16 protein-coding genes and 1 pseudogene are annotated in these 26,003 nt (G+C 64.0%); 8 read left to right on the top strand and 9 right to left on the bottom strand.

Annotated elements, in window-relative coordinates:
* Window positions 1–180: 180 nt before the first annotated feature.
* Complete coding sequence (locus JJE66_RS24910; RefSeq protein WP_200517111.1) at window positions 181–1,800, bottom strand: GMC family oxidoreductase; 1,620 nt, start codon at window positions 1,798–1,800, stop codon at window positions 181–183.
* A gap of 277 nt (window positions 1,801–2,077) precedes the next feature.
* Between JJE66_RS24910 and JJE66_RS24905 the strand changes: the two genes are divergently transcribed.
* Complete coding sequence (locus JJE66_RS24905; protein WP_200517110.1) at window positions 2,078–3,250, top strand: M20 aminoacylase family protein; 1,173 nt, start codon at window positions 2,078–2,080, stop codon at window positions 3,248–3,250.
* 73 nt (window positions 3,251–3,323) lie between these two features.
* On the opposite strand, the gene JJE66_RS24900 is transcribed toward JJE66_RS24905, so the two are convergent.
* Together JJE66_RS24900 and JJE66_RS24895 are read right to left on the bottom strand one after the other, a co-directional pair.
* Entirely contained in the window at window positions 3,324–4,946 is a 1,623-nt protein-coding gene (locus JJE66_RS24900; RefSeq protein WP_200517109.1) for an inorganic phosphate transporter, read from the bottom strand.
* Between the two features lie 116 nt (window positions 4,947–5,062).
* Window positions 5,063–6,454 carry a UdgX family uracil-DNA binding protein gene (locus JJE66_RS24895; protein ID WP_200517108.1) on the bottom strand — a complete coding sequence of 464 codons (1,392 nt, stop codon included), beginning with the start codon at window positions 6,452–6,454 and terminating at the stop codon, window positions 5,063–5,065.
* A gap of 234 nt (window positions 6,455–6,688) precedes the next feature.
* Here JJE66_RS24895 and JJE66_RS24890 point away from each other — a divergent pair, with 234 nt between their 5' ends.
* Genes JJE66_RS24890 through JJE66_RS24880 form a run of 3 tightly spaced genes read left to right on the top strand, consistent with a single transcriptional unit; the run spans window position 6,689 to window position 12,436 of the window.
* Window positions 6,689–7,516: an ImuA family protein gene (locus JJE66_RS24890; RefSeq protein ID WP_200517107.1), complete on the top strand. Its 828-nt coding sequence runs from the start codon at window positions 6,689–6,691 to the stop codon at window positions 7,514–7,516.
* Window positions 7,413–9,065: a DNA polymerase Y family protein gene (locus tag JJE66_RS24885; protein WP_200517106.1), complete on the top strand. Its 1,653-nt coding sequence runs from the start codon at window positions 7,413–7,415 to the stop codon at window positions 9,063–9,065. Before JJE66_RS24890 ends, JJE66_RS24885 begins: the two co-directional genes overlap by 104 nt.
* Window positions 9,062–12,436 carry an error-prone DNA polymerase gene (locus JJE66_RS24880; protein ID WP_200517105.1) on the top strand — a complete coding sequence of 1,125 codons (3,375 nt, stop codon included), beginning with the start codon at window positions 9,062–9,064 and terminating at the stop codon, window positions 12,434–12,436. Before JJE66_RS24885 ends, JJE66_RS24880 begins: the two co-directional genes overlap by 4 nt.
* Before the next feature lie 110 nt (window positions 12,437–12,546).
* Here JJE66_RS24880 and JJE66_RS24875 read toward each other — a convergent pair whose 3' ends face one another.
* Entirely contained in the window at window positions 12,547–12,834 is a 288-nt protein-coding gene (locus JJE66_RS24875; protein ID WP_200517104.1) for a hypothetical protein, read from the bottom strand.
* A 113-nt stretch (window positions 12,835–12,947) separates the two neighbouring features.
* Here JJE66_RS24875 and JJE66_RS24870 point away from each other — a divergent pair, with 113 nt between their 5' ends.
* The 3 genes from JJE66_RS24870 (at window position 12,948) to JJE66_RS24860 (ending at window position 19,074) form a co-directional block, all read left to right on the top strand.
* Window positions 12,948–14,348 carry a CoA transferase gene (locus JJE66_RS24870; RefSeq protein WP_200517103.1) on the top strand — a complete coding sequence of 467 codons (1,401 nt, stop codon included), beginning with the start codon at window positions 12,948–12,950 and terminating at the stop codon, window positions 14,346–14,348.
* 145 nt (window positions 14,349–14,493) lie between these two features.
* Window positions 14,494–15,738 (top strand): efflux RND transporter periplasmic adaptor subunit, encoded by a 1,245-nt coding sequence (locus tag JJE66_RS24865; RefSeq protein ID WP_200517102.1) that lies wholly within the window; start codon window positions 14,494–14,496, stop codon window positions 15,736–15,738.
* Window positions 15,739–15,957: 219 nt separating this feature from the next.
* On the top strand, window positions 15,958–19,074 hold the full coding sequence (locus JJE66_RS24860; RefSeq protein ID WP_200517101.1) for an efflux RND transporter permease subunit: 3,117 nt from the start codon (window positions 15,958–15,960) through the stop codon (window positions 19,072–19,074).
* A gap of 60 nt (window positions 19,075–19,134) precedes the next feature.
* Here JJE66_RS24860 and JJE66_RS24855 read toward each other — a convergent pair whose 3' ends face one another.
* From JJE66_RS24855 to JJE66_RS24840, 4 genes and pseudogenes are all read right to left on the bottom strand, one after another.
* Window positions 19,135–19,764, bottom strand: a complete 630-nt coding sequence (locus JJE66_RS24855) for a LysE family translocator (RefSeq protein WP_200517100.1) — start codon at window positions 19,762–19,764, stop codon at window positions 19,135–19,137.
* Between the two features lie 199 nt (window positions 19,765–19,963).
* Window positions 19,964–20,875: an amidohydrolase family protein gene (locus JJE66_RS24850; RefSeq protein WP_200517099.1), complete on the bottom strand. Its 912-nt coding sequence runs from the start codon at window positions 20,873–20,875 to the stop codon at window positions 19,964–19,966.
* Window positions 20,876–20,915: 40 nt separating this feature from the next.
* Window positions 20,916–21,471, bottom strand: a pseudogene (locus JJE66_RS24845) (hypothetical protein).
* Between the two features lie 24 nt (window positions 21,472–21,495).
* Window positions 21,496–22,926: a TolC family outer membrane protein gene (locus tag JJE66_RS24840; RefSeq protein WP_409362844.1), complete on the bottom strand. Its 1,431-nt coding sequence runs from the start codon at window positions 22,924–22,926 to the stop codon at window positions 21,496–21,498.
* 196 nt (window positions 22,927–23,122) lie between these two features.
* On the opposite strand from JJE66_RS24840, the gene JJE66_RS24835 reads away from it, so the two are divergent.
* A complete protein-coding gene (locus JJE66_RS24835; protein ID WP_200518759.1) occupies window positions 23,123–24,982 on the top strand; it encodes an acetyl-CoA hydrolase/transferase C-terminal domain-containing protein in 1,860 nt (619 codons plus the stop codon).
* A gap of 143 nt (window positions 24,983–25,125) precedes the next feature.
* Here JJE66_RS24835 and JJE66_RS24830 read toward each other — a convergent pair whose 3' ends face one another.
* Window positions 25,126–25,905, bottom strand: coding sequence for an enoyl-CoA hydratase (locus tag JJE66_RS24830; RefSeq protein WP_200517096.1), 780 nt, complete (start codon window positions 25,903–25,905; stop codon window positions 25,126–25,128).
* Window positions 25,906–26,003 lie beyond the last annotated feature (98 nt).

Raw genomic sequence — 26,003 nt, 5'->3', positions numbered from 1 at the left:
CAATGTCTCCTTTGGCCCGGAATTGGGCGTCGAGGAGGTGATTGGGGGAGGGGCGGGTTTATTCGCGGGTGGAGATGACGTTTTCGTGAGGAAGATGGAGTGTAGCCCGCATGGAGCAAAGCGGAATGCGGGATCGGTCACGAATCCCGGATTGCGCTGCGCTCCATGCGGGCTACATCCTCACTTCGCATCCTGCAAAATCATCGCGGCGCCTTTCTCGGCAATCATCGCCGTTGGCGTGTTGGTATTGCCCGAGGTGATGGTCGGCATGATCGAGGCGTCGACAATGCGAAGACCGCTAAGGCCGTAGAAGCGCAGGCGCTCGTCGACCACGGCCATGGGATCGTTGGCTGAGCCCATCTTCGCCGTGCCGACAGGATGGAAGATGGTGGTGCCGATGTCGCCGGCGGCTTTTGCCAGCGACGCGTCATCGTCACCGACGGTGGGGCCGGGCAGATATTCGCTAGGGCGGTACTTGGCCAGCGCCTTCTGCTGCATCAGCCGGCGCGTGGTGCGGATGGCGTCGGCGCCGACCCGGCGGTCGTCGTCGGTCGACAGATAGTTCGGTGCGATGATCGGCTTTTCGTCCGGCGTCGCCGAACGCAGGCGGACAGTGCCGCGCGAGGTCGGCTGGAGATTGCAGGCGCTGACTGTGATTGCGGGGAAGCGGTGCAGCGGATCGCCGAACTTGTCGAGCGACAGCGGCTGCACGTGGAACTGGATGTTGGCGCGCGTGCGTGTCGCATCGGAACGCGTGAAGATACCGAGCTGCGACGGCGCCATGGTCAGCGGGCCGCGGCGGCGGAAGGCATAGTCGAGGCCCATCAGGCCGCGGCGGAACAGATTGTAGTAGGTCTCGTTCAGCGTGCGCACGCCGTCGACCTTGTAGATCGCGCGCTGCTGGAGATGGTCCTGCAGATTGCGGCCGATTCCGGGCTTGTCCATCACGATGTCGACGCCGAGCGGCGACAGCCAGTCGGCAGGCCCGATGCCGGAGCGATGCAGCACCTGCACGGAGCCGATCGAGCCGGCGGACAGGATCACCTCGCGCTTCGCACGCGCCTCGATGATCTCGCCGTTCTGGGTGAAGCGCACGCCGATAGCGCGGCCCTGCTCGATGATGAGACGGTCGACCAGCACGTTCTTCTCGAGCCGCAGATTGGCGCGATTCAGCGCGGGCTTGAGGAAGCCGCGTGCCGACGACCAGCGCCGGCCGCGCTTCTGGTTGACGTGGAAATAGCTCGTGCCTTCGTTGTCGCCGGTGTTGAAATCCGGGATGCGCTTGATGCCCATTTCTTCTGCGGCATCGCCGACGGAATCGAGCACATCCCAGGACAGTCGCGGCGCCTCGATGCGCCAGCCGCCGCCGGTGCCGTGGTGCTCGCTTGCGCCCAGGAAGTGATCCTCCAACCGCTTGAACAGCGGCAGCACGTCATCATAGCCCCAGCCGGTCATGCCGAGCTGGCGCCAATGATCGTAATCGGCGGCCTGGCCGCGCATCGAGATCATGGCGTTGATGGCCGAAGAGCCGCCGATTACCTTGCCGCGGGGATAGGCGAGCGAGCGGCCATTCAGCCCCGGCTCGGCTTCGGTCTTGAACATCCAGTCCGAGCGCGGATTGCCGATGGCGAAGAGATAGCCGACCGGGATGTGGAACCAGATCCAGTTGTCGTCGCCGCCGGCCTCGAGAACCAGGACGCGATTCCCGGGATTGGCCGACAACCGGTTGGCGACGATGCAGCCCGCCGTGCCGGCGCCCACGACAATGTAGTCAAACTCACCTTCGAGCCGCCTTGGCATTTTGCTTCCACCCGGATGGTCCCTTGACGTTCCATCCAAATAAGGCGTTTTCGAGCGAAGTGGAAACCGGTTCGCGTGAAGAAAACGCGTCAAAACAAGAATCTAGAGCTCCGGTTCTGATCCAATCAGAACCGGAAAGCTCTAGGCAGACCGAGACGACCCGGACAAGCCCGGCCATGCCGGGCGGGCAGGGCTAGACCCCGATCCCTGGCGGTTGGGTGGACTGGCGCTTGCATGGTAGACAGGCCTGCATTTTCAACAAAGCTCGAGACCCTCCATGCCTATCGTGAACCGCGTCGCCGATCTTCAAGCCGACATTCAGACTTGGCGGCGGGACATCCACCAGCATCCCGAGCTTCTGTATGATGTCCACCGCACCGCAGCATTCGTCGCAGATCGCCTGCGCGAGTTCGGCTGCGACGAGGTCGTGACCGGCATCGGCCGGACCGGCGTGGTCGGCGTGATCAAAGGCAACAAGCCGGCCGGCGAGGGGCTCAAGGTGATCGGCATGCGTGCCGACATGGACGCGCTGCCTGTCGACGAGCAGACCAACCTGCCTTATGCCTCGAAGACTCCGGGCAAGATGCACGCTTGCGGTCATGACGGCCACACCGCGATGCTGCTCGGTGCTGCGCGCTACCTCGCCGAGACCCGCAACTTTGCCGGCGATGCCGTCGTGATCTTCCAGCCGGCCGAGGAGGGCGGCGCCGGCGGCGCGGCGATGGTCCGGGACGGCATGATGGAGCGCTTCGGCATCGATCAGGTCTACGGCATGCATAACGGTCCCGGCATTCCGATCGGCTCGTTCGCGATCCGACCGGGTCCGATCATGGCGGCGACCGATGAGGTCGACCTCATGATCGAGGGCCTCGGGGGCCACGCCGCGCGTCCGCACAAATGCGTCGATTCCGTCCACGTCGGTGCACAGCTGATCACCGCGTTGCAGTCGATCGTCGCGCGCAGCGTCGATCCGCTGGAATCGGCCGTGATCTCGATCTGCGAATTCCACGCCGGCAACGCCCGCAACGTCATCCCGCAAACCGCGACGTTGAGGGGCACCATCCGCACGCTGACGCCGGAGGTGCGCAAGCTGGTCGAGAAGCGCGTCCGTGAAGTGGTGGCAGGCGTGGCGCAGATCACCGGCGCCAAGATCGATCTGCACTACAAGCGCAACTATCCCGTCGTGAACAACCACGCCGCGGAGACTGAGGTGGCGACGCGCATTGCGAAGCAGGTCGCGGGCGATGCCAATGTGCTCGATATGTCGCCGCTGATGGGCGGCGAGGACTTCGCCTACATGCTGGAGGCGCGGCCCGGCGCGTTCATCTTCTGCGGTAACGGCGACAGCGCCGGCCTGCATCACCCCGCCTACAATTTCAACGACGAAGCGATCGTGTTCGGCACGTCCTACTGGGTCAAGCTGGTCGAGGAACAGCTCGCGGCATCGTAAGCTTCAAGTCAGTCGGGATGAAAAAGGGCCCGCGCGACGAGCGCGGGCCCTTCGTCGTTGAGGACGTGATCTCTCAGAAGACGTGAGAGAAGAAGTAGTACAACGCGCCGGAGATGATCATCGCGACCGGCAGCGTCAACACCCAGGCCATGGCGATGTTGCGGATGGTTGCCATTTGGAGGCCCGAGCCGTTGGCGGCCATCGTCCCCGCGATGCCTGACGACAAGACGTGCGTGGTCGACACTGGCAGGCCGTAGCCGTCGGCGGCGGCGATGGTGGCAGCCGCCGTGATCTCGGCGCAGGCACCCTGCGCATAGGTCAGATGGGTCTTGCCGATCTTCTCGCCGACGGTGACGACGATACGCTTCCAGCCCACCATGGTGCCGAGACCGAGCGCGATGGCGACCGCGATCTTCACCCAACCAGGGATGAACTTCGTGGCGCTGTCGAGCGAGCCTTTGTAGGCGTTGAGCGTGGCGACGTCTTCGGCGCTGAGCTCGGCTTCCTTGTCCTTCGTCAGGAAGCGGAGCGCTTCCGAAGTGAGGTACATGTCGTTGCGGGTGTTGGCGACGGCTTCCGCCGGCACCTTGGCGAACGACCCGTAAGTGGTGACCTGGGTCGAGATATCGCGAATGAGCACGGCGAGTGACGGGAAGGTGCCCCCGTTGACTTCGCGCGTGGCGACGTAGCTGGTCACGGCGGGGCGCGGATTGCCGATGACGTTGTAGCCGGCGGCCTTGGCTTCGACGACCTTGCTGGCAGCTTGCGAGTTCTTGGTGAACGCCTCGATCTGGCTCGTCGGCAGCGCGCGATTGAGCGCATACGCGGTCGGCACCGTTCCGATCAGGATCAGCATGATCAGGCCCATGCCCTTCTGGCCGTCATTGGAGCCGTGGAAGAAGCTCACCAGCGTGCAGGTCAGGATCAGGATGCCGCGGATCCACCACGGCGGCGGCTGGTCGCCCTTCGGCTCGCCGAACAAGGCCGGCGTCGCGCGCAGCAGAACAGTGCGCAGGACGAGGAGCAGGATCGCGGCGAGCGCGAAGCCGAACAGTGGCGACAGCAGCAGCGCCTTGCCGATGTTGGTTGCCTGCGACCAGTCAACGCCCGACGTGCCGCTGCGACCGTGCAGCAGCGCGTTGGTGATGCCGACGCCCATGATCGAACCGATCAGCGTGTGCGAGCTCGAGGCTGGCAGGCCGAAATACCAGGTGCCGACGTTCCAGATGATCGCCGCGATCAACAGCGCGAACACCATGGCAAAGCCTGCGCCGGAGCCGACCTGAAGGATTAATTCCACTGGCAGCAGCGACACGATGCCGAATGCGACTGCGCCGCTGGAGAGCAGAACGCCGAACAGGTTGAACATGCCGGACCACACCACGGCGATGTGGGCAGGCAGCGAGCGGGTGTAGATGACGGTTGCGACTGCGTTTGCAGTATCGTGGAAGCCGTTCACGAACTCGAAGCCGAGCGCGATCAACAGCGCGACGAAGAGCAGGAGGAAGGGCGCAATGGACTTGACCTGCGTGCCGGCCGCGTCGACGTCGGCATAGATGCTGTAGGCGACGAAAAGCAGCGCCACGGCGACGACGCCCATGTAGATAATGCCGGTCAGCGGATGGAATCCGCCGTCAAGGTCTGGCCCCTTACGCAAGGCTGGCTCGATGGAGCCGGGTAAAGCAACGTCACTCATCGGAATTCTCCTGTCCCAATGCCTCCGATTTTGCGCGCGGCATGTGACAGCCAGTTGAAATGGTTGAAAAAGTCTTGATAAGGCGGAAACTTTTCCGCCGACTGTTGCGGAGAGCGTCAGGCGGCGTGCGCGGATTTCTTCTGCAAGCCAGCGGCAATCTTCAGGTCTTCAACAAAACGCTGATATTCCAGAACCTTCGCCGCCGGATCCGGCAGCCGGAGCAGATAGGACGGATGCACCGTCACCAGCGCCTTGCGTCCGTCGGGGAGGTCTATGAGCCGGCCGCGTGTCTTGCCGATCGGCGTGATCTTGCCAAACACGCTTTGTGCCGCGGTGGCGCCCATCGCGACGATGAGATCGGGCTGGATTGCCGAAACTTCCCGCTCGTACCACTGCCGGCACGCTCTGATCTCCGGCGTTGCCGGCTTCTGGTGCAGGCGGATTTTTCCGCGGGGCACAAATTTGAAGTGCTTCACGGCGTTGGTGACATAGACCTTCTTGCGATCGACGCCGGCCTCCGCCAGCGCACGGTCGAGCATCTGGCCGGCCGGCCCGACGAAGGGATGTCCGGCGAGGTCTTCCTTATCGCCGGGTTGCTCGCCGACCAGCATGATGGTGGCGTCCTTCGGGCCTTCGCCGAACACGGTCTGCGTCGCGTCCTTGTAGAGCGGGCAGGCGCGACAATGGGCGGCCTCCTCGCGGAGTGCTTTGAGATCGTCGGTGGCAGGTTTGCGCCGCATGACAGCCTCTGGACGTGGCGAGATCCGTCCGCCGGTCCAGCGTTCGGCATCGGCGAGCAGGGGTTCAAGTATCGAACCTTCCTGGAGGTTCCTCCGGCGCTGCTTCGATGTGTCCTCATGCAGCGCCTTCGGCCGGAAGTGGCGGCGCCAGGTCTCCTCCAACCGGCCCGGTGCGGGCATCTCCGTCTGGCTGATCCCGGGCGTAAAGGAGATCGCGTGGCCGTCCCAATGGGCGCACACGTCCGGCGTGAGGATCGACCAGGGCATGTCTGCATAACGGCGCGCGAAAAACGGCGCGACGAACTGGACGATGTGATGTTCCGGCTCGAACCAGGCGGCGTAATGCGCCTTCTGCTCGCGTCCGATCTCGCGGAAACGGACGAGATCGCGCATCCGCTGCGCATCGCGATGGACACTGCCGGCCATCGCGGCGGCCTGCACCACATCGGGATCGCTCATCGTTTCCAGAAGATCGTGATCGGCTTTCAATCGCCACAGCAGGCGATAGAGCAGCGCAAAACGTTCGCCGTCGCGATGCAGGATCGCGAGGTGTGCGAGCTCGATGAAATTGGCCGGTACGCTGAAGGTGCTTTCGGTCTCGATCGGCGGCAGGCTTGGTGCTTCCGACAAGCCGGGCGCAAGCGGCTCCGTCTGGCCTTGCACGCCCCACGTTACGTCCGTCGGCGCGACCTGATGCAGTGCCAGCGTACGCGCGGCTTTGCGCCAGCCGTCGAAGTCGGTCTCGCTATCGAGGGTAATGAGGTACATGGTACTTGAATCCTCTTGATTCCGCTCATGAATCGGAAAGAGCGCCAATTCGATTGACTCCAAGGCCGCCGTTAGCTTTATATTAGAACATATCATGAACAAATGAGCCAGCCGCTGGTTCTTATTTTTGAGCCACGGCACCCATCTCAAAGGAGCGGCGAGCATGCAGAGCGCGATCAGCAAAAGTGGTCGCCGGTTTTGCGTCCGATCGCGCTCTTCTTTTTAAGAGGGCGCATGATCTTGTCGCCAAACCGCTCACACTTTGGCGGAACATGCGCCACCGCACGCATCAGCGCGCTTGCGACCTTGCGCGGCCAGATCGAGCGCATCGAAGCCGCGGAGGTCGTGCATCATCGCGATCGTGTCGTGCTCGGCCACAGCGAGGTCGACCGCGCATTGAAGGGCGGGCTCGCGCGCGCGGCGATCCACGAGGTGTTTTGCGAGGGGCGTCAGGGCGCGGCAGCGACGGGCTTTGTCATGGGGCTTGCGGGCCGCGTCACGGCGCAGCGGCCGCTGCTGTGGGTGCGACAGGATTTTTCGGAAATTGAAACCGGCGCGCTGTCGATGAGCGGGCTCGCCGAGCTCGGCCTCGATCCGCGCCGCGTGGTGATGGTGCGTGCCGCCGACGTGGAGAGTGCGCTGCGCACCTCGGCCGATGCGCTCGCCTGCGATGCGCTCGGCGCCGTCGTGCTCGAACTCTGGGGCGAGACCAGGCAGTTCGATCTCGTGGCGAGCCGCAAGCTGATGCTGGCCGCGCAAGGCTCCGGCGTCACCGGCCTGCTGCTGCGGATGGCGGCGCAACCGCTGCCCTCGACTGCGGAGACACGATGGATGCTGCGCGCGGCGCATTCGCCGCCGGGAGCGATGTGGAGTGCCTGGGGCGCGCCGCGCTTCGATGTCGAACTCCTGCGCAATCGTCATGGCCCGTGCGGCCGGTGGATCATGGAATGGAAATGTGATGAGTGCCAGTTCACTGAACCGTCGGCGCATCCTCAGCCTGTGGCTGCCGCGCCTGCCCATCGACCGGATCCAGCGCTTTTTCAGCAGCGCCGGGCTGGGTAAAGGCATAGCGTTTTCAAGCGAAGTGGGTACCGGTTCGCGTGAAGAAAACGCGTCAAAACAAAAAGACGATCCCAACATTGTCGTCATCAAGGGCAACAATGCGCTGGTGATCCATGCGCTGGATGAAGCCGCCGAGCGCCTCGGACTGCACATCGGCCAGCCGCTGGCGAATGCGCGGGCGATGTGCCCGGACTTGAAGGTGTTCGACGCCGATGTCGTGGCCGATGCGAAGACGCTCGGCGACATCGCCGATTGGTGTGACCGCTTCACGCCCCTGGTGGCACTCGATCCGCCGCACGGGCTGTTTCTGGACATCACCGGCTGCGCGCATCTGTTCGGCGGTGAGGCTGCGCTGTTGCAGGCGCTGGTGCGTGCGCTTGCCCAGCAAGGCTTTGCCGTCAGCGCGGCCATTGCCGGCACCTCAGTCTGTGCGCGCACGCTGACACGGCAGGCCACAGGCACCATCGTTGCCGATGGCGGGGAAGCGGCGGCGATCGACCGGCTTCCGGTATCCGCGCTCGGTGCGGACGAGACCATCACCACCGGCCTGCGCCGCGCCGGGCTGAAGACCATCGGCGATGTCGCTTCGCGTGCGCCGAGCGAAATCACGGCACGGTTCGGCGCGCGGTTCTCGACCCTGCTCGCCCATGCGCTCGGGCATGGCGATGCGCCGATCAGTCCTCGCAAGCCGCTGCCCGACTACATCGTGGAAAAACGTTTCGCCGAGCCGATCGCGACCGACACCATGATCGCGATGACGTTGTCGCGGCTGGCCGACACGCTGATCGCGTCGATGGAGAAGCTGGGCAAAGGTGCACGCCGGTTGGAGGCCGCGTTCTTCCGCACCGATGGCGTGGTGCGCGCGATCATGGTCGAGACCGGACGGCCGGTGACGCGAAGTGCGGTGATCGACCGGCTGTTCCGTGAGCGCCTCGATGCGCTCGCCGATCCCCTCGATCCCGGCTTCGGCTTCGACATGGTGCGGCTGTCGGCGAGCCGCACCGAGATCGTGGTGCAGGAGCAGCGCGATCTCGACGCTCATGTCCACGACAATGACGAGCTCGCCGCGCTGATCGACCGTATCGCCGCGCGTATCGGCGGAAAACGCGTCGTCGTGCATCTGCCGCAGGACACGCATATCCCAGAATGTGCGGTGCTGGCCGCGCCCGCCCAGCATCATCTTGCTGCGGCCATGCAGGCCGAATGGCCGGTGCGCGCGGAGAGCGAGCCGCCGCTGCGTCCCCTGCGGCTGTTCGATAACCCGGAGCCGGTCACAGTGCCGTTCGCGACCGTGCCGGACGGCCCGCCGCATCAATTCACCTGGCGGCGCGCGCTGCATGCGGTGGTGCGGGTGGAGGGGCCCGAGCGCATCGCGATGGAATGGTGGCGGCAGGACGGCAAGCAGCTGACGCGGGATTATTTCCGCATCGAGGATGCCGAGGGCCTGCGCTTCTGGATCTTTCGCGACGGTCTTTATGAGGGAGAGTGCTTCGACGACGACGGCAAGCCCGTTCCTCCCCGCTGGTATGTGCACGGTCTCTTCGCATGAAGATATCAGCTTATGCCGAGATCGGCATTACCACCAACTTCTCCTTTTTACGCGGCGGCTCGGATCCACGCGCCTATGTGCATCAGGCGAGCAAGCTCGGCATTCCCGTGATCGGCATCGCCGATCACAACACGCTGGCCGGCGTGGTACGCGCCTATAAGGAGCTCGAAAATGACAAGGTGCTGCACAAGCCAAAATTGCTGATAGGCGCGCGCATCGTCTTCATCGACGGTACGCCCGATGTTTTTGTCTATCCACGCGACCGCGCCGCCTATGGCCGGCTGTGCCAACTTCTGACCCGGGGCAAACGCGGCGACGACATCACGCGGATCGAGAAGGGCGAGTGCCGTCTCACCTTCGCCGATCTCCTGGAGTTTTCGCAAGGCCAGCTCCTGATCCTGACGTTGCCGCATCGCTTCGAACCCGAGCAGGCGCTGGATATTCTTGCAAAGCTGAAAGCAAGTCGCGCCGAGGGCGTATGGCTGGCGGCGAGCCTGATCTATCGCGGCGACGACCGGCGCCGCCTGGCGCAACTCGACGATCTCGCGGCAACAGCAAAGGTGCCACTGCTCGCGACCAACGAGGTGCTCTATCATGATCCCGGCCGCCGCCCCTTGCAGGACGTGCTCACCTGCATCCGGGAAAAGACCACGATCGAGGCAGTCGGACGGAAGCTGGAAGCCAATGCCGAGCGCTTTCTGAAGACTCCCAGAGAGATGTCGCGGCTGTTCCGCGATTTCCCCGACGCGATCGCGGAGACCATGCGCTTCGCGGACAAGATCGACTTCTCTCTCGACCAGCTTAAATACCAATATCCGGACGAGCCGGTGCCGCCGGGCAAGACCGCGCAAGGGCATCTGGAGGATCTGACCTGGGCGGGTGTCGACACATATTTCGGCGGCAATATCGACGACAAGCTGCGCGCGACCCTGCATAAGGAGCTCGCGCTGATCGCCGAGTTGAAATACGCGCATTACTTCCTCACCGTGCACGACATCGTGCATTACGCGCGCAGCCAGAACATTCTGTGCCAGGGTCGCGGCTCGGCGGCGAATTCGGCTGTCTGCTACGTGCTTGGCATCACCTCGGTCGACCCGACCAAGGTCGATCTGCTGTTCGAGCGCTTCATCTCCAAGGAGCGGCTGGAGCCACCGGACATCGACGTCGATTTCGAGCATTCGCGGCGCGAGGAGGTGATGCAATATGTCTATCGCCGCTATGGCCGCCACCGCGCCGCGATCATCGCCACCGTCATCCATTATCGTCCGCGCAGCGCCATCCGCGATGTCGGCAAGGCACTCGGGCTGACCGAGGACGTCACCGCTGCGCTCGCCGATACCGTCTGGGGAAGCTGGGGCAAGGGCCTCAACGACATGCAGGTCAGGCAGGCCGGGCTCGATCCCAACAACCCCATGATCAACCTCGCGGTCGAGCTTGCGACCGAGCTGATCGAATTCCCGCGCCATCTCTCTCAGCATGTCGGTGGTTATGTGCTGACGCAGGACCGGCTCGACACCTATGTGCCGATCGGCAACGCTGCGATGGAGGACCGCACCTTCATCGAATGGGACAAGGACGACGTCGATGCGCTCAACATGATGAAGGTCGACGTGCTCGCGCTGGGCATGCTGACCTGCATCCGCAAGTGTTTTGATCTGATAGACCAGCACAAGGGCGAGCGATACGAGCTTGCGGACATCAAGTCGGAGGATGAAGACGAAGTTTATCAAATGCTTCAGCGGGGGGAATCGCTCGGCGTTTTCCAGGTCGAGAGCCGCGCCCAGATGAATATGCTGCCGCGCCTGAAGCCACGGACTTTTTACGATCTCGTCATCGAAGTTGCGATCGTGCGGCCCGGTCCGATCCAGGGCGACATGGTGCATCCGTACTTGCGGCGACGGAAAATGAAGCCGGAGGATATCGAGTATCCTTATCCAAAGGGTGGCAACAAGAATGAACTTCGTGAGGTCTTGCACAAGACCCTCGGCGTGCCCTTGTTTCAGGAGCAGGCCATGCGGATTGCGATCGTAGCCGCAGAGTTTACCTCGGAAGAGGCCAACGGATTGCGGCGTGCCATGGCAACCTTCCGAAATGTCGGGACTATCGGCAATTTCGAAGAAAAAATGATCGGCAACATGATCCGTCGGGGTTACGACCCTCAGTTCGCCAAGAATTGCTTTGAGCAAATCAAGGGTTTCGGCTCTTACGGTTTCCCCGAAAGCCATGCAGCCAGTTTCGCGCAGCTCGTCTATGTCTCATCATGGCTAAAGCATCATCACCCCGACGCATTCTGCTGCGGCCTGCTAAACTCGCAGCCAATGGGCTTTTACGCGCCAGCGCAGATCGTCGGTGATGCGATCAAGAATAGGGTCAAGATTCGTGCGATCGATGTTTCCCATAGCTTCGCGCAGAGCACGCTAGAAGAACCGGACGGAGACTATTGCGCCGTGCGTCTGGGTTTTCGCCAGATTGACGGCTTTCACTGGCTCGATCCTGATGAGGAGAAACTTAAGAAGAAGCAGGCAGAGCGGCGAGGTGAAGAATACGTCAGCCCGGAAGACTGGGCCGACCGCATCATTAAGGCTCGCAACCGCCGCTCCTTCTCCTCGCTCGAAGATTTTGCCCGCGACACCGGGCTGCCCAAGCGCGCATTGATTTTGCTGGCGGACGCCGATACGTTCCGCTCGCTTGGGCTCGATCGCCGCGAGGCGCTGTGGCAGGTGCGGCGGTTGCCCGACGATGTGGCGCTGCCGCTGTTCGAAGCGGCCACCGCGCGTGAGCAGCCGGACGAGCAGGCCAAGCCGTTGCCAGCGATGCCGCGCCCCGAACAGGTCGTCGCCGACTACCAGACCATCCGGCTTTCACTCAAAGGCCATCCGATGGAATTTTTGCGCGAGATGTTTTCGCGCGAGCGGATCGTTACCTGCAAGGAGATCAGCCATGAGAACGAGCGGCGCCGCGTTCGCTGCGCCGGCGTGGTGCTGGTGCGGCAGCGGCCGGGCAGCGCCAGCGGCGTCGTGTTCATGACGCTGGAAGACGAAACCGGCATCGCCAATGTCGTGGTGTGGCCCAAGATCATGGAGCAGTACCGAAAAGAGGTGATGGGCGCGCGCCTCATCGAGGTACAGGGCTATATCCAGAGCAGCCCCGAGAAGGTGACGCATCTGATCGCGCAGCGCATGATCGACCGCTCGCATGATCTGGTCGGCCTTGCCAACGATGCGCTAGGCCGCAAGCATCCGGTGCCGGCAGGCGCCGACCTGATCGAGCCGCTCAACGACGACCGTCGCGACCACGCAGATATGCCGGCGCAAAAAATCCGCCACCCCCGCAACGTGCGCATCCTGCCGCCGTCGCGGGATTTTCATTGAGGCAGCCTCGGCCGATAATTGTCTCACCGTCACCCTGAGGTGCCGGAGCGTAGCGGAGGCCTCGAAGGATGACGGGGATTGGCAACCCGGCACTCACACGCTTTACAGCCTCACTCCGGCGCAGCTCCGACCGGCGGGCCGCCGGGCGGCCGGTGTAAAAAAGTCAACGACGCGTAGGCGCCGACCCAGGAGCCCATCGCCGCGAAAGCGACATAGAAGGCGTTTTCGGTGTAGCTGATCACGGCGTAGGAGGAGAGCAGATACCAGACTGCGCTCCAGTTCGCCGCCGGCACGCGTTTGCGCGCGATGACGGCGGACGTGAACATCACATAGACTGCGTCGGTGGCCGCCGTTGCGATGAACACGGCGCCTGCGGTGAGGGGATCGATGGCGGCCATTACGGTCCTTTCCGTGCTAATGGGAGGGTCGCAAAACTAGAGCATGATCCGGAAAAGTGCGCAGCGGTTTTCCGAAAAGATCATGCTCCAAACGACAAGGGAGAGAAGAGGCCATGCAAAGCCCCGTCGACATTCTCAGCGATATCTGGACCTCCGCCGGCGGCGATGCGGCCGCGCTCGCGCGTGTACGACTGACCGGCGAGGAGCCGCAGATCCCGTCTTCGTTTCGCGTCGCCGTCGCCGGGCAAACGACAATCGCCGCCACAGGCCTCGCCGCTGCCGAGATCTGGAGACTGCGCAGCGGTGAGGCGCAGGACGTGACCGTCGACATGCGCCACGCCGTCGTCGAGTGCCGTTCGGAACGTTATCTGCGCCTCGACGACAAACCGCCGCCGCCTGCCTGGGACGCCATCGCGGGAGTCTACAGCACCGGCGACAACCGCTTCGTCCGCTGCCATACCAATTTTAGGCATCACCGCGACGCCGTCTGCAAGGTGCTCGGCTGCGAGGCGGAGCGCGAGAAGGTGCAGGCCGCGTTGATGCAATGGAAGGGCGAGAATTTTGAAACCACGGTCTATGCCGCCGGTGGCGTCGTTGCGCTGATGCGCTCCTACGACGAATGGTCCGCGCTGCCGCAGGCACGTGCGCTCGCCGAATTGCCGCTGATCTCGATCGAGAAGATCGGCGACGCACCGCCGAAGCCGTGGCCAAGAGGCGATCGCCCGCTCTCGGGTCTCCGCGTACTCGACCTCTCCCGCGTCATCGCAGGTCCCGTCGCGGGCCGCACGCTCGCTGCGCACGGTGCGGATGTTCTGCTGGTGTCAGGGCCCGAGCTGCCCGCCATTCCCTGGCTCACCATCGACACCGGCCGCGGCAAGCTCACCACTTTCATCGAGCTGAAGAGCGAGGCGGGCAGGGCGCAGATGCGCGCACTGTTGAAGGACGCCGACATCTTCTCGCAAGGTTATCGTCCACGCGCGCTCGCCGCCCTCGGCTTCTCGCCGGAGGAAGCAGCCAGCATCAATCCCGGCATCGTCTACGTCACCCTGTCCGCTTACGGCCATGCCGGCCCATGGGCCGAGCGCCGCGGCTTCGATTCGCTGGTGCAGACCACGACCGGCTTCAACCATGCGGAAGGCAAGGCCGCTGGCATCGACGGTCCCAAGGAATTACCGGCGCAGATGCTCGATCACGCGACCGGCTATCTGATGGCGTTCGGTGCGATGATGGCCAAGGCGCGCCAGGCCCGCGAAGGCGGCAGCTGGCACGTGCGCGTGTCGCTGGCGCAGACAGGACGCTGGCTGTGGAATCTCGGCCGGCTCGACGGCGGTCTCAGCACCCCGGATCTTGCGGGCGAGGCCGTACATGCTGCGTTCATGGAAACCGTGTCATCTGGCTTCGGCACGTTGAACGCGGTGCGCCATTCGGCGGTGCTGTCGAGGACGCCGGCGCAATGGCGCCGCCCTGCCATGCCGCTCGGCAGCCATCCGTCACAATGGCCGGCACGAAGCTGACGTGAAGCTGACGTGTCGCAAAATTTTAACGCAAACCGAAAGACGACTGGCGTTTTTTAGGTTGTTTGAAATCTCAATTCGGCACTATTAGCGCGACCGATGAGGCAGTCGTCTGCCGAGATCGTCGCAGACATGACCGGGCCCCATGGTAGCTGAAAATACCAAGCGATTGCAGGTGCTTACAAAACGACGGGTGATCACATCCGTAGTTTTACTGGCGCTTGCCGGGGCTGGCGCCTACGGCTTTCTCTTTACGGGTGGCAAGCAGAAGAACCATTCCGAAGTCTCCAGCCAGTCGCGCAGGAGCGCTCAGAATTTCACGCCGACACCATCCGAATGGGCGACGCTAACGATCGAGCCGGTCAACGCCAAAACGTTCCGCGCCGAGTACGTCACCGAGGGCAAGGTCGCGGTCGATGAGGATCGCTCGACGCCGGTGTTCTCGCCCTATGCGGGCCGCGTGACCAAGCTGCTTGCCAAGCCCGGCGAGAGCGTGACGCAAGGTCAACCGCTGTTCACAATCGAGGCCGCCGACACCGTGCAGGCCCAGAACGATTTCATCGCGGCGATGACGTCGCAGAACAAGGCGAAGTCGGCGCTCGAGCTTGCCGACATCCAGTACAGGCGCGCCAAGGATCTCTACGAAGGCCGTGCCATTCCGCTCAAGGATTATCAACAGGCGGAAGCGACCCAGGTGCAGGCGCAGAACGACATGCGCTCCTCGGTGACGGCGCTGGAGGCCGCAAACAACAAGCTGCGCATCCTCGGTTTCACCGACGAGACGATCAAGGCGTTCCAGAACAAGAGCACCATCAATCCGGAGATCACGATCTATGCGCCGATCTCGGGCACGGTCGTGCAGCGCAAGGTCGGGCCCGGTCAGTACGTCAGCGCTGGTGCCAGCGATCCGGTGTTCGTGATCGGCGATCTTTCGACGGTCTGGCTCACCGCCTTCGTGCGAGAGAGCGATGCCGCCATGGTGAATGTCGGACAAGACATTGCGGTCAACGTAATGGCGCTGCCGGGCCGCCCCTTGACCGCCAAGATCAACTACGTCGCCGCCGCGATCGATCCCAATACCCGCCGCCTGCTGGTCCGCGCCACCATCGACAACAAGGACGGCCTACTCAAGCCGGAAATGTTCGCCAACGTCACGATCTATTCGGCCGGCGACCGCGCGGCACCTGGAGTGCCGAAGCAGGCGCTGATCTACGAAGGCGACCAGGTCCGCATCTGGGTCGCGCGTGAGGACAAGTCGCTCGAGCTGCGCCAGATCAAGGTCGGCCTCATCAACGGCAACCTCGCCGAGGTCACCAGCAACCTGAAACCCGGCGAGAACATCGTCGTCAAAGGCAGCCTGTTCATCGACCGCGCGGCGTCCGGTAGCTGAAAGAATGTTGACGTGAATCAGGTCGCGCACGGGCTCGCTTCATCTCGCCCCGCTGGCGGGGAGAGGTCGGATTGCGCTCGGCGACGCAAAGCGTCGTCCGGTGCAATCCGGGTGAGGGGGGCTCTCCGCGAGGCCAACTCTCACCGTCCCCGCGGAGACTCCCCCTCACCCCGACCCTCTCCCCGCAAGCGGGGCGAGGGAGAACAACTGCCGGCCTAAATGGATCGCCTCGTCGCCCTTGCCGTCAACCGGCGCTTCCTGATGGTCGGCATGTTCGTCGCCGTGTTCATCGGCGGCCTGATTGCGTTCAACCAGCTCAACATCGAGGCCTATCCCGACCCGACCCCGCCGATGGTCGACGTCGTCACCCAGAGCCCGGGCCTGTCGGCGGAGGAAATCGAGCGCTACATCACGATCCCGATCGAGACCCAGGTCGCGGGCCTGAAGAACCTCACGACCATCCGCACCATCTCGCTCTATGGCCTCTCCGACGTCAAACTCCAATTCTCATTCGCCTACACCTATGAAGAGGCGTTGCAGCAGGTCTTGAATCGCCTAGCGCAGCTCGCGCCGTTGCCGGGCAACGTTCAGCCGCAGATCTCGCCGCTCAGCCCGATCGGCGAAATCTTCCGTTATCGGCTGGTCGGTCCGCCGAACTACAGCGTGCTCGACCTCAAGACCATCCAGGATTGGATCCTCCAGCGCCGCTTCCGTTCCGTGCCCGGCGTGATCGACGTCACCGGATGGGGCGGCAAAAGCAAGACTTATGAGCTCCAGGTCGACAACAACAAGCTGGTCGCCAACGGACTGACGCTGCCGCAATTGCTCCAGGCGGTCAGCAATTCCAACGTCAATGTCGGCGGCAACACCGTCAATATCGGCCAGCAATCGGCCGTGGTGCGCGGCGTCGGCCTGATCCGCTCGATCGACGATCTCGCCAATACCATGGTCGCCCAGACCAACGGCAATCCGGTGCTGGTGAAGGACGTCGCCACCGTCACCGTCGGCCAGAAGCCGCGTCTCGGCATCGCCGGTCTCGATGATGCCGACGACATCGTGCAGGGCATCGTGCTGATGCGCCGCGGCGAGCAGAGCACGCCGACCATCAATCGCGTCGAGCAGCTGGTCCAGCAGATCAACGGCTCGACCATCCTGCCGCCGGGCGTGCGCATCGAACGCATCTACGACCGCAAGGACCTGATCGATCTCACCACCCACACCGTGCTGCACAACATGGTGGTCGGCATCCTGCTGATCGTGCTGTTGCAGTGGATCTTCCTCGGCGATCTCCGCAGCGCGCTGATCGTCGGCGCCACCATTCCGTTTGCGCTGTTCTTCGCCGTGATCATCCTGGTGCTGCGCGGGGAATCCGCGAATCTTCTGTCGGTGGGCGCCATCGATTTCGGCCTGATCGTGGACGCCACCGTCATCATGGTGGAGGCGATCTTCCGACGCCTGACGCAAACCACGCCGCCGAACGAATCCGAGCAGATGTCGCCCGAGACGCTGTTCGGTATGAAGAGCCATGCCATCCTCAGCGCCGCGGCCGACGTCTCGCGCTCGATCTTCTTTGCCGCCGCGATCATCATCGCGGCATTTTTGCCGCTGTTCACGCTGTCCGGCGTCGAGGGTAACATTTTCGGCCCGATGGCACGGACCTATGCCTACGCGCTTGCCGGCGGTCTGCTTGCGACCTTCACCGTCACGCCAGCGCTGTCCGCGATCATCCTGCCCGCGCATGTCGAGGAGACCGAGACCAGGGTGATGCAGATCCTGCACCGGATCTACATGCCGGTGCTGCGTTGGGCGGTCGCCAATCGCAGCATCATGCTCGGCGCTGCGGTGGGCCTCGTGCTGATGACGGTGGCGCTCGGCCGGCTGCTTGGCCTCGAATTCCTCCCCAAGCTCGAAGAGGGCAATCTCTGGATCCGCGCCACGCTGCCGCCGACCATCTCGCTCCAGGAAGGCAATTCCTACGTCAACGAGATGCGCAAGCTGATTCGCGCCCGGCCCGAGGTCGAGTCCGTGGTGTCGCAGCATGGCCGTCCCGACGACGGCACCGACGCCGCCGGCTTCTTCAACGCCGAGTTCTTCGCGCCGCTGAAGCCCGCGAGCGAGTGGCCCGGCACGCATGACAAAGAGGAGCTGACTGCGGAGCTGCTCAAGCAGCTCGACGATCGATTCCCCGGCGTCGAGTTCAACTTCTCGCAATATCTGCAGGACAACGTCTCGGAAGCGGTCTCCGGCGTTAAGGGCGAGAACTCGATCAAGCTGTTCGGCAGCGATCTCCAGGCGCTGACCGACACTGCCAACAAGATCAAGTCGGTGCTATCGACCGTGCAGGGCATCACCGACCTCGCGGTGTTCACCTCGCTCGGGCAGCCGACCGTCCAGATCGACATCGACCGTGCCAAGGCCGCGCGCTACGGACTCGCTCCCGGCGACATCAACGCCACCATCAAGGTCGCGATCGGCGGGGACACCGCGGGCGATCTCTACGAGCCGGGATCTGACCGCCATTTCCCGATCATCGTTCGCCTCGCGCCGGAATATCGCCGGAGCGCGGAGGCGATCCAGAACATCCGGATCGGCGCGCCCGGGCCGAACGGCTCCGTCACGCAGATTCCCCTCAGTGAGGTGGCTACGATCAGCCTCGTCTCCGGCGCGGCCTACATCTATCGCGAGCAGCAGGAGCGCTACCTGCCGATCAAGTTCTCGGTGCGAGAGCGCGACCTCGGCAGCGCCATCCGCGAGGCCCAGCAGAAGATCGCCGAGCAGGTGCAATTGCCGCCGGGATCGCACATGGAATGGGTCGGCGAGTTCGGCAATCTCCAGGATGCGATCCGGCGGCTGTCGATCGTGGTGCCGATCTCGCTGGCGCTGATCGCCGTCCTGCTCTGGTTCAATTTCGGTTCGATGGTCGACACGCTGCTCGCCATGAGCGTGATCCCGATGGCGATCTTCGGCGGCGTGCTCGGGCTATTGATTACCGGCACCGCCTTCAGCGTCTCGGCCGCGATTGGCTTCATCGCGTTGTTCGGCATCGCCGTGATGGACGGCATCATCATCCTGTCGCAGTTCAACCAGTTGATCGATGAGGGCATGGACCGCGTGAGCGCGGTGATCCGCACCGGCGAGTTGCAGCTCCGCCCGGTGCTGATGACCTGCGTGGTCGCCGGCGTCGGCTTGCTGCCGGCCGCGCTGTCGGGAGGCATCGGCTCGCAGGTGCAGAAGCCGCTCGCGGTCGTCGTCGTCACCGGCATGATGCTGGCGCCGATCGTGATTCTGGTGACGCTGCCGGTCCTGATCTCCTTCTTCTCCCGCCGCGCGCGCTGACGGTTATTGTTTGAGCACGATCTTGTCGGAAAACCGCTGCGCACTTTTCCGGATCATGCTCTAGCCCAACATCCGCTGCGCGATCCGCAGCAGCATCGTGGTGCCGAGCCCGAGCAGCATGAGGCTCGCGAACCGGCTGCTCAGTGACAGCATCCGCGGCGTCAGTCGTGAGCGCGCGGTTGCGACGATCGTGCTGAGCATCATCCACCAGACGGCAGAGCCGACGAAGACGCCCGCGATCAGCGGTGCCGCAGCGGCTTGCGTGGAGAACGCGTGCAGCGCTGCCAGAAACAGGATGACCGTCAATGGATTGGTCAGCCCGAGCGCGATGGCGCTGAGATAGGCGCGTGCGAGACGCACTTTGTCGAGCTCACCGGTGTCCTGGAGCACGAGGGAACAGCGATGCGTGCGGATCGCGAACCACAGCAGCGTGATCGCCGAGACGATGCCGAAGACGACGGCATTCGCCTCGACCCAAGGCTGTGCAAGCGCGCCCAATCCCAAGACGACGAAGGCGCTGTAGGTGAGATGCACAGTTGCCGCACCGAAGCCGGTGGCGAGCCCTGTGGCCATGCCCGATGCCAATGTGCGCTGAATGCACAGCATGCCCATTGGCCCGATGGGAGCCGCGACGGTGAAACCGATTCCAATGCCGGAGAAAAGCGCGGCAAGATAATGTGATGGAGGCATGTATCCGCACGAACAAATGAAATCTGCTCGTGCGTACCGGTGAAATCGAGGATGCGCGTCAACCGGATGGGTGAGAAGCAAACGAGAATGCAAACACGATCGTGTGAGTCAGTGCCGTTGTGCTCTCGCGACAACAGTTCCATCGCTCAACTTGGAACCGCATCGCATCTTGTTTGAACCTAATCGGATTTGTGGCGACTCAGAAGCCGTAGAGTCGTGCCGGATTGTCGACCAGGATCTTCTTGCGCATGTCCGCATCGGGCGCCCACAGTGGAAGCTGGTTGAGCAGCCGGCCGTCGTCGATCGGGTGGAACGGTGCGATATCAGTGGCTTTGCGGCCCTGGACTTGCGCCGAATCCGGGTGCGGCCAGTCGGTCCCCCAGACGATGCGATCCGCGTTCGCGGCGATCAATGCACGCGCATAGGGCGCCATGTCCTGATACTCGGGCGCGAGCTTGGACGAGCGGTAGGCGCCCGAAATCTTCACATAAGCCTTGCCGGATTTGACCAGCGCGATGAGGTCGGAAAATCCCGGCTGCTCCAATCCGAGCGAGGCCTCCAGCCCGCCAAAGTGGTCGAACACCGCAGGCACCGGTGCGGCCAGCACAAGATCCCTGATCGCGGAGATCATCGCCAGCGTGGTGTAGAGCTGCACGTGCCAGCCGCGCGCCTTCATGCGCTCGACGGCGACAGTGAAACGGGTGCGGCCGACGTCGGGATCGTTGATGCCGTCGGTCGCGAGATTGATGCGGATGCCGCGAAAGCCGTCCACTTGCATCGCGTCGAGCTGGGCCTCCGTGGTCTCGTCGTCGATCACGGCCACTCCGCGCGCGGTTGCGCCCCGGGCCTTCATGCCGAACAGGCTGGAGGAATTGTCGGTGCCGTAGACGCTCGGCGTGACGATCACCACGCGGTCGATATGCAGCGCCTTGTGCAGTGCCGCCATCTCTTCGGGGCTTGCCGGTCCCGGCGTATAGACGCGCCCCGCGAAGAACGGAAATTTTTCGACTTCGCCGTGGATATGGGTGTGACAGTCGCAGGCGTGCGCCGGCACGTCGAAATTGATCGGCGTCGCGGGTTGCTCTGCGCGCGCGTGGACTTGGTCGGTCATGGCTGCTCCGGCGGCGAGAAAGCCGCGGGACGATAGCACATCAGCCCGGCAGCCGCGTCACGTCGCTGCATAGCTGTTCGACGAGCTGCGCGACCGGCTGCGCCGTCGACACGAACAACCGGGCAGGGCAGGCCCGCGAGCCATGCCTCATCTTTTGCGAGACTGCGGCCTTCGCGATCACCAGCTTCGTAGTGCGAGGCCCATTCAACGAACGACGCCGTTTCCTCATGACGCCAGCCCCCGGGCGCGACAGCATCGGCACCGAAATGCGCAGTCTCGCGGGCACGCAGGCGCCTCAAGCGCAGCTCGCGCGGCGTGGTCACGAAGACGACGAGGTCGAAATACGAGACAAGTTCGTCGCCCCAGCCGGTGACGGTTCCGCTCAGCACCCAATCGAGGCGCGGCAGGAACATCTCGCGCATTAGGCGCAGACGATCTGCGGCGGGGCGCGTCGTCTGGTAAGGCGGCGCCGTCGGCAGCCAGAAATAATCGTCGGTGTCGTGATGCGGCAGCGCCAGCCGGTCGGCGAGCGTACGACCGAGCGTCGTCACGCCGGAGCCTGACGCGCCCATCAGATGAATGCGAAGGCTCTTCATGCGCACCGGCCCGAAGATTTGAAACTACTGCCCCGACGGCGTGCGCAGGCCATGCCAGGCATCGCGGACCTGATGATAGTGCACCTCGGGCAGATAGTCGGGCGTGTTCAGGCTCAGCGTCTTGACGTCGAGGTGGCCGACGGCGCTCAGCAGCGTGTAGGAGGCGATGACGCGGTCACGCAACGCGCCGATCAAACGGGCCCTGGCCTGGATCAGATCGGCCTGCGAGTTGAGGACGTCAACCGTCGTGCGCTGTCCGCCGGCGGCCTCGCGCTGCACGCCCTGGAGCGCGACGGTCGCAGCCTTCACCTCGGACTCCGAGGCCGAGACCGCGATCTTGGCGCCCTCGTTGGCGACCCAGGCGCTGACTGCCGCGGTGCGCGCCTGGTTGCGCACCTGATCGAGCACGAGCCGGCTCTGCGCGGTGACTTCCTTGGCCTGCCGGGTCTGTGAGGCGGCCTGGCCGCCGTCGTAGATCGGCGCCGTGACGTTGGCGACGATCGAGGCCTGGTCGGTGGCGAAGGTGCTGAGCGATGGGTCGTTGTCGCGGCTGCGGCTGATGCTGCCCTGGAGGCTGGCGCTCGGCAGCAGCGCACCTTCGGCGACGCGGATATTGGTCGAGGCGATGTCGACGTCGAAGCCCGCGGCCATCACTGCCGGATGCTCGCGGATCGCCATCGTTATCGAATCCTCGCGGCTCTTCGGCAGATAGCGATCGACGACCTCGGCGGGGCGAAGCTGTGCGGGTGAATTGCCGATCACTTGCGCATAGGTCGCCTGGCTTATGGCGAGTGCGACTTCGGCGGCGTTGAGATCGGCAAGGCCGCGGCTGAGGCGCGCCTCGGCCTGGGCGGTATCGGTCGGGGTGACGTCGCCGGCATTGAGGCGGCGCTGGGTGATGGAGAGCGTCTCGCGCAGGAAGGCGACGTTGGAGCGTTGCGCCTCGACCAGTGACTGGTTGGCGAGCACGTTGGTGTAGGCGGTGACCGCATCGAGCAGCACGCCTTGGCCGACATTGCGCAATGCCTCGCGTCCGGACTGCACCTGGAGCTCCGCAACCCGTACGCTGTTGGCGGTCCGGAAGCCGTTGAACAGGGTCTGCGACACTGTGACCCCGATGGTCCAGGGCTTCAGCCTCGCGGTCTGGATGGTGTTGTCCGGAAGCAGGTTGCGCACCGCTTGCAGGCCGGCGCTGAGGCTCGCCACGATCTGCGGCCGATAGCCGGCGAGCGCCTGTGGCACGTTCTCGTCGGTGGCGCGCTGCCTTGCGCGCTCGGCGTTGATTTGCGGATTGGTCTGGTAGGCCTTGACCAGCGCCTCCGGCAGGGCTTCCGCCCATGCCGTCGCGGGCAGGGCGCAACAGAGTCCCAGCGCGGTCCATGTCGCCAGGACAGGACCCACGCCCGATCGACGCCGCGTCATCACGCGACCAGCTCTGGCGGCACGCCCAATCATGTAATCCCGCAAAATCCCGGCTGTCCGCCCCCGCCGACGGCGGCTCTCTTAACTGTTTAACCAGCGCGGGTCCCGCAGGCAAACTGCCGCGGGGAAAACCCCCATGTATTCCGTGCCTGTTGCAGGTGCGTCACACCGCAAATGCGCTATAGGATTCTCGTCAGGTGCTTGTCACGCGGTCCGGGTCTCACGGATGATGCCGAAATTCTTCGCCGATCCCGATGCGCTCGCGGAGGAGATCATTCGCGACGTCGGACCCGATCTGGTGGTCGGTCTGCCGCTCGGCCTCGGCAAGGCCAACCACGTCGTCAACGCCCTCTACGCGCGCGCCTGCGCCGATCCTTACATCAAGCTGACATTGCTGTCGGCGCTGACATTGGAAAAGCCGAAGCCGAAGGTCCTGATCGAACGCCGGTTCATCACGCCGGTGATCGACCGCCTGTTCGGGGGGTATCCCGATCTGGCTTACGCCGACGCGCTGCGCGAAAATCGGCTGCCGTCCAACATCAACGTGGTCGAATTCTTCTTTCTTGCCGGACGCTGGCTGCACGTGCCGGCCGCGCAGCAGAACTACATCTCGGCCAACTACACCCACGCCGCAAGCTATTTGCTGGCCCGCGGGATGAACGTGGTGACACAGCTGGTCGCCAAGCGCGTCGTCGACGGCGTGCCGCGCTACAGCCTGTCCTGCAACACCGACACGACGCTGGATGTACTGCGCGAGCGCGGCGCCGGACGCGCATCGTTCAAGCTGATCGCGCAGGTCAATTCCGAGCTGCCGTTCATGCCGGGCCCGGGCGATCTTGCGGCCGAGGCGTTCAGCGCCGTGCTGGACAGCACGACGACCGACTTTCCCCTGTTCGCGCCGCCGTCGGAGCCGATCTCCGATACCAAATACGCCATCGGCCTGAACGCGGCATCCGTGGTGCGCGATGGCGGCACGCTTCAGATCGGCATCGGGCAGATCGGCGATGCGCTCGCACAGGGCCTGATCCTGCGCCATCGCGACAGCGCAGCGTTTCATGACGTCGTCATTCGGCTGTCGCCGGCACGACCGGCCGTCGCACGGGAAGCCCATGCCTTCGAGGCCGGCCTCTATGGCGTCAGCGAGATGGTGACCGAGGCCTTCATCGGCCTGATCGACGCCGGCATTCTCAAGCGCGCCGTCGACGGCGTGGTGCTGCACGGCGCCTTCTTTCTCGGTCCGAAATCCTTCTATCGCGCGCTGCGCGAGATGCCGCCGGATCAGATCGGGCGCATCCAGATGATGCCGGTGTCGTTTACCAACGAACTCTACGGCGATGAGGAGCGGAAGCGTCGCGCCCGCATTGGCGCACGCTTCATCAACAACACGATGATGGCGACGCTGCTGGGAGCGGCAGTCTCCGACGGCCTCGACGATGGCCAGGTCGTGAGCGGTGTCGGCGGACAGTACAATTTCGTGGCGCAGGCCTTCGCGCTCGAGGGCGCGCGGTCGGTCTTGACGCTCGAAGCGACGCGACAAGCCGGACGCGCGCTGAAATCCAACATTCTTTGGCACTACGGGCACGAGACCATCCCACGGCATCTGCGCGATGTCTTTGTCACCGAATACGGCGTTGCCGATCTCAGAGGAAAGTCGGATGCCGAGGTGATTGCGGCGATGCTCGCGATCGCTGACTCCCGCTTCCAGGACGAGCTGGCGCGGGTCGCCAAGGAGGCAGGCAAGCTGCCGCGAGGCTACGAGGTCCCGGCGGCCCACCGCGAAAACCATCGCGAGCGGATCGCGGCAGCGCTCAAGCCCGCGCGCGACGCCGGGCTGTTGCCGTCGTTTCCATTCGGCTGCGATTTCACCGAGGTGGAGCAGCGCCTCATCCCGGCGCTCGAGATCCTGCAAGGTGCGCAACATTCGCCGCGTGCGCTGGCGGGCCTGCTTTGGGAGGGATTGCGTCGAAAGCCTGATACGGATGACGAGGCGTGTCTCGCGCGTCTCGGCCTCGATCGACCAAAAACGTGGCCGGAGCGCTTTTGTCGCGCGCTGGTCAGCGCGGCTTTGGCGCGCTGCAGTGGCGCCTAGCTCCACTGTCGTCCCGGCGAAGGCCGGGACCCATAACCTCAGAGAGTAGTTGGCGAAGACTCGTCGTTCGGTACTACGACCGTCTGCTACCGGAAGATTCCGCGGTGGGTCCCGGCCTTCGCCGGGACGACAAGATACAATACTTACCGGTTCTTGTTCACCGGCTTGCGCTTCTCGATGAAGGCGGCCATGCCCTCGGAGCGGTCTTCGAGCGCGAAGGTCGAGTGGAACAAATTGCGCTCGACGCTCATGCCCTCGGCGAGCGTGGTCTCGAAGGCGCGGTTGACCGCTTCCTTGGCCATGGCGACGGCGGGGCGTGACATCGCGGCGATCTTCTCGGCGGCCGCCATCGTCTCGTCCATCAGCTTGTCGGCGGGCACGATGCGGCTGACGAGGCCCGAGCGCTCGGCTTCCGCGGCGTCCATCATGCGGCCGGTGAGGCAGAGATCCATCGCCTTGGACTTGCCGATCGCGCGCGTCAGGCGCTGGGTGCCGCCGATGCCGGGGATGGTGCCGAGCGTGATCTCTGGCTGGCCGAATTTGGCGGTGTCGGCGGCAATGATGAAGTCGCACATCATGGCGAGTTCGCAGCCGCCGCCCAGCGCGTAGCCGGCGACAGCGGCAATGGTCGGCTTGCGGCAACGCGCGACGCGGTCGCCGCCGATCGCGGCAAAATCCTCGGAGAACATCTCGATGAAGCCCTTCGGCTGCATCTCCTTGATGTCGGCGCCGGCGGCAAAAGCCTTCTCGCTGCCGGTCACGACGATGCAGCCGATGGCATCATCGGCCTCGAGATCGTCCACGGCCGCCGCGATCTCGCGGAAGACGCCGAAGGAGAGCGCGTTGAGCATCTTCGGCCGGTTCAGCTTGATGATACCGACCGCACCGATGCTTTCGACGATGATGTGTTCGAACGTGCTCATGCTCCACCCACGCTTTTGATTGAGCGGGCAATGTGCCCGCTGGCGGGGTGGGCTTCAAGGGGGGCCGGAGCGCGCAAGCGCGTGCGTTCCGGACGGGC

The sequence above is a fragment of the Bradyrhizobium diazoefficiens genome (assembly GCF_016612535.1).
GTDB classification, from domain to species: domain Bacteria; phylum Pseudomonadota; class Alphaproteobacteria; order Rhizobiales; family Xanthobacteraceae; genus Bradyrhizobium; species Bradyrhizobium diazoefficiens_C.
The sequence above is the reverse complement of the archived record's forward strand: the minus strand, read 5'-3'. Positions and strand labels throughout refer to the sequence as shown.

Coding starts and splice junctions, on each gene's coding strand:
- JJE66_RS24850 (WP_200517099.1), bottom strand. CDS start 20,875: ATGACCGACCAAGTCCACGCGCGCGCAGAGCAACCCGCGACGCCGATC.
- JJE66_RS24885 (WP_200517106.1), top strand. CDS start 7,413: ATGAGTGCCAGTTCACTGAACCGTCGGCGCATCCTCAGCCTGTGGCTG.
- JJE66_RS24880 (WP_200517105.1), top strand. CDS start 9,062: ATGAAGATATCAGCTTATGCCGAGATCGGCATTACCACCAACTTCTCC.
- JJE66_RS24905 (WP_200517110.1), top strand. CDS start 2,078: ATGCCTATCGTGAACCGCGTCGCCGATCTTCAAGCCGACATTCAGACT.
- JJE66_RS24860 (WP_200517101.1), top strand. CDS start 15,958: ATGGATCGCCTCGTCGCCCTTGCCGTCAACCGGCGCTTCCTGATGGTC.
- JJE66_RS24900 (WP_200517109.1), bottom strand. CDS start 4,946: ATGAGTGACGTTGCTTTACCCGGCTCCATCGAGCCAGCCTTGCGTAAG.
- JJE66_RS24855 (WP_200517100.1), bottom strand. CDS start 19,764: ATGCCTCCATCACATTATCTTGCCGCGCTTTTCTCCGGCATTGGAATC.
- JJE66_RS24840 (WP_409362844.1), bottom strand. CDS start 22,926: ATGATTGGGCGTGCCGCCAGAGCTGGTCGCGTGATGACGCGGCGTCGA.
- JJE66_RS24835 (WP_200518759.1), top strand. CDS start 23,123: ATGCCGAAATTCTTCGCCGATCCCGATGCGCTCGCGGAGGAGATCATT.
- JJE66_RS24875 (WP_200517104.1), bottom strand. CDS start 12,834: ATGGCCGCCATCGATCCCCTCACCGCAGGCGCCGTGTTCATCGCAACG.
- JJE66_RS24890 (WP_200517107.1), top strand. CDS start 6,689: ATGATCTTGTCGCCAAACCGCTCACACTTTGGCGGAACATGCGCCACC.
- JJE66_RS24865 (WP_200517102.1), top strand. CDS start 14,494: ATGGTAGCTGAAAATACCAAGCGATTGCAGGTGCTTACAAAACGACGG.
- JJE66_RS24895 (WP_200517108.1), bottom strand. CDS start 6,454: ATGTACCTCATTACCCTCGATAGCGAGACCGACTTCGACGGCTGGCGC.
- JJE66_RS24830 (WP_200517096.1), bottom strand. CDS start 25,905: ATGAGCACGTTCGAACACATCATCGTCGAAAGCATCGGTGCGGTCGGT.
- JJE66_RS24910 (WP_200517111.1), bottom strand. CDS start 1,800: ATGCCAAGGCGGCTCGAAGGTGAGTTTGACTACATTGTCGTGGGCGCC.
- JJE66_RS24870 (WP_200517103.1), top strand. CDS start 12,948: ATGCAAAGCCCCGTCGACATTCTCAGCGATATCTGGACCTCCGCCGGC.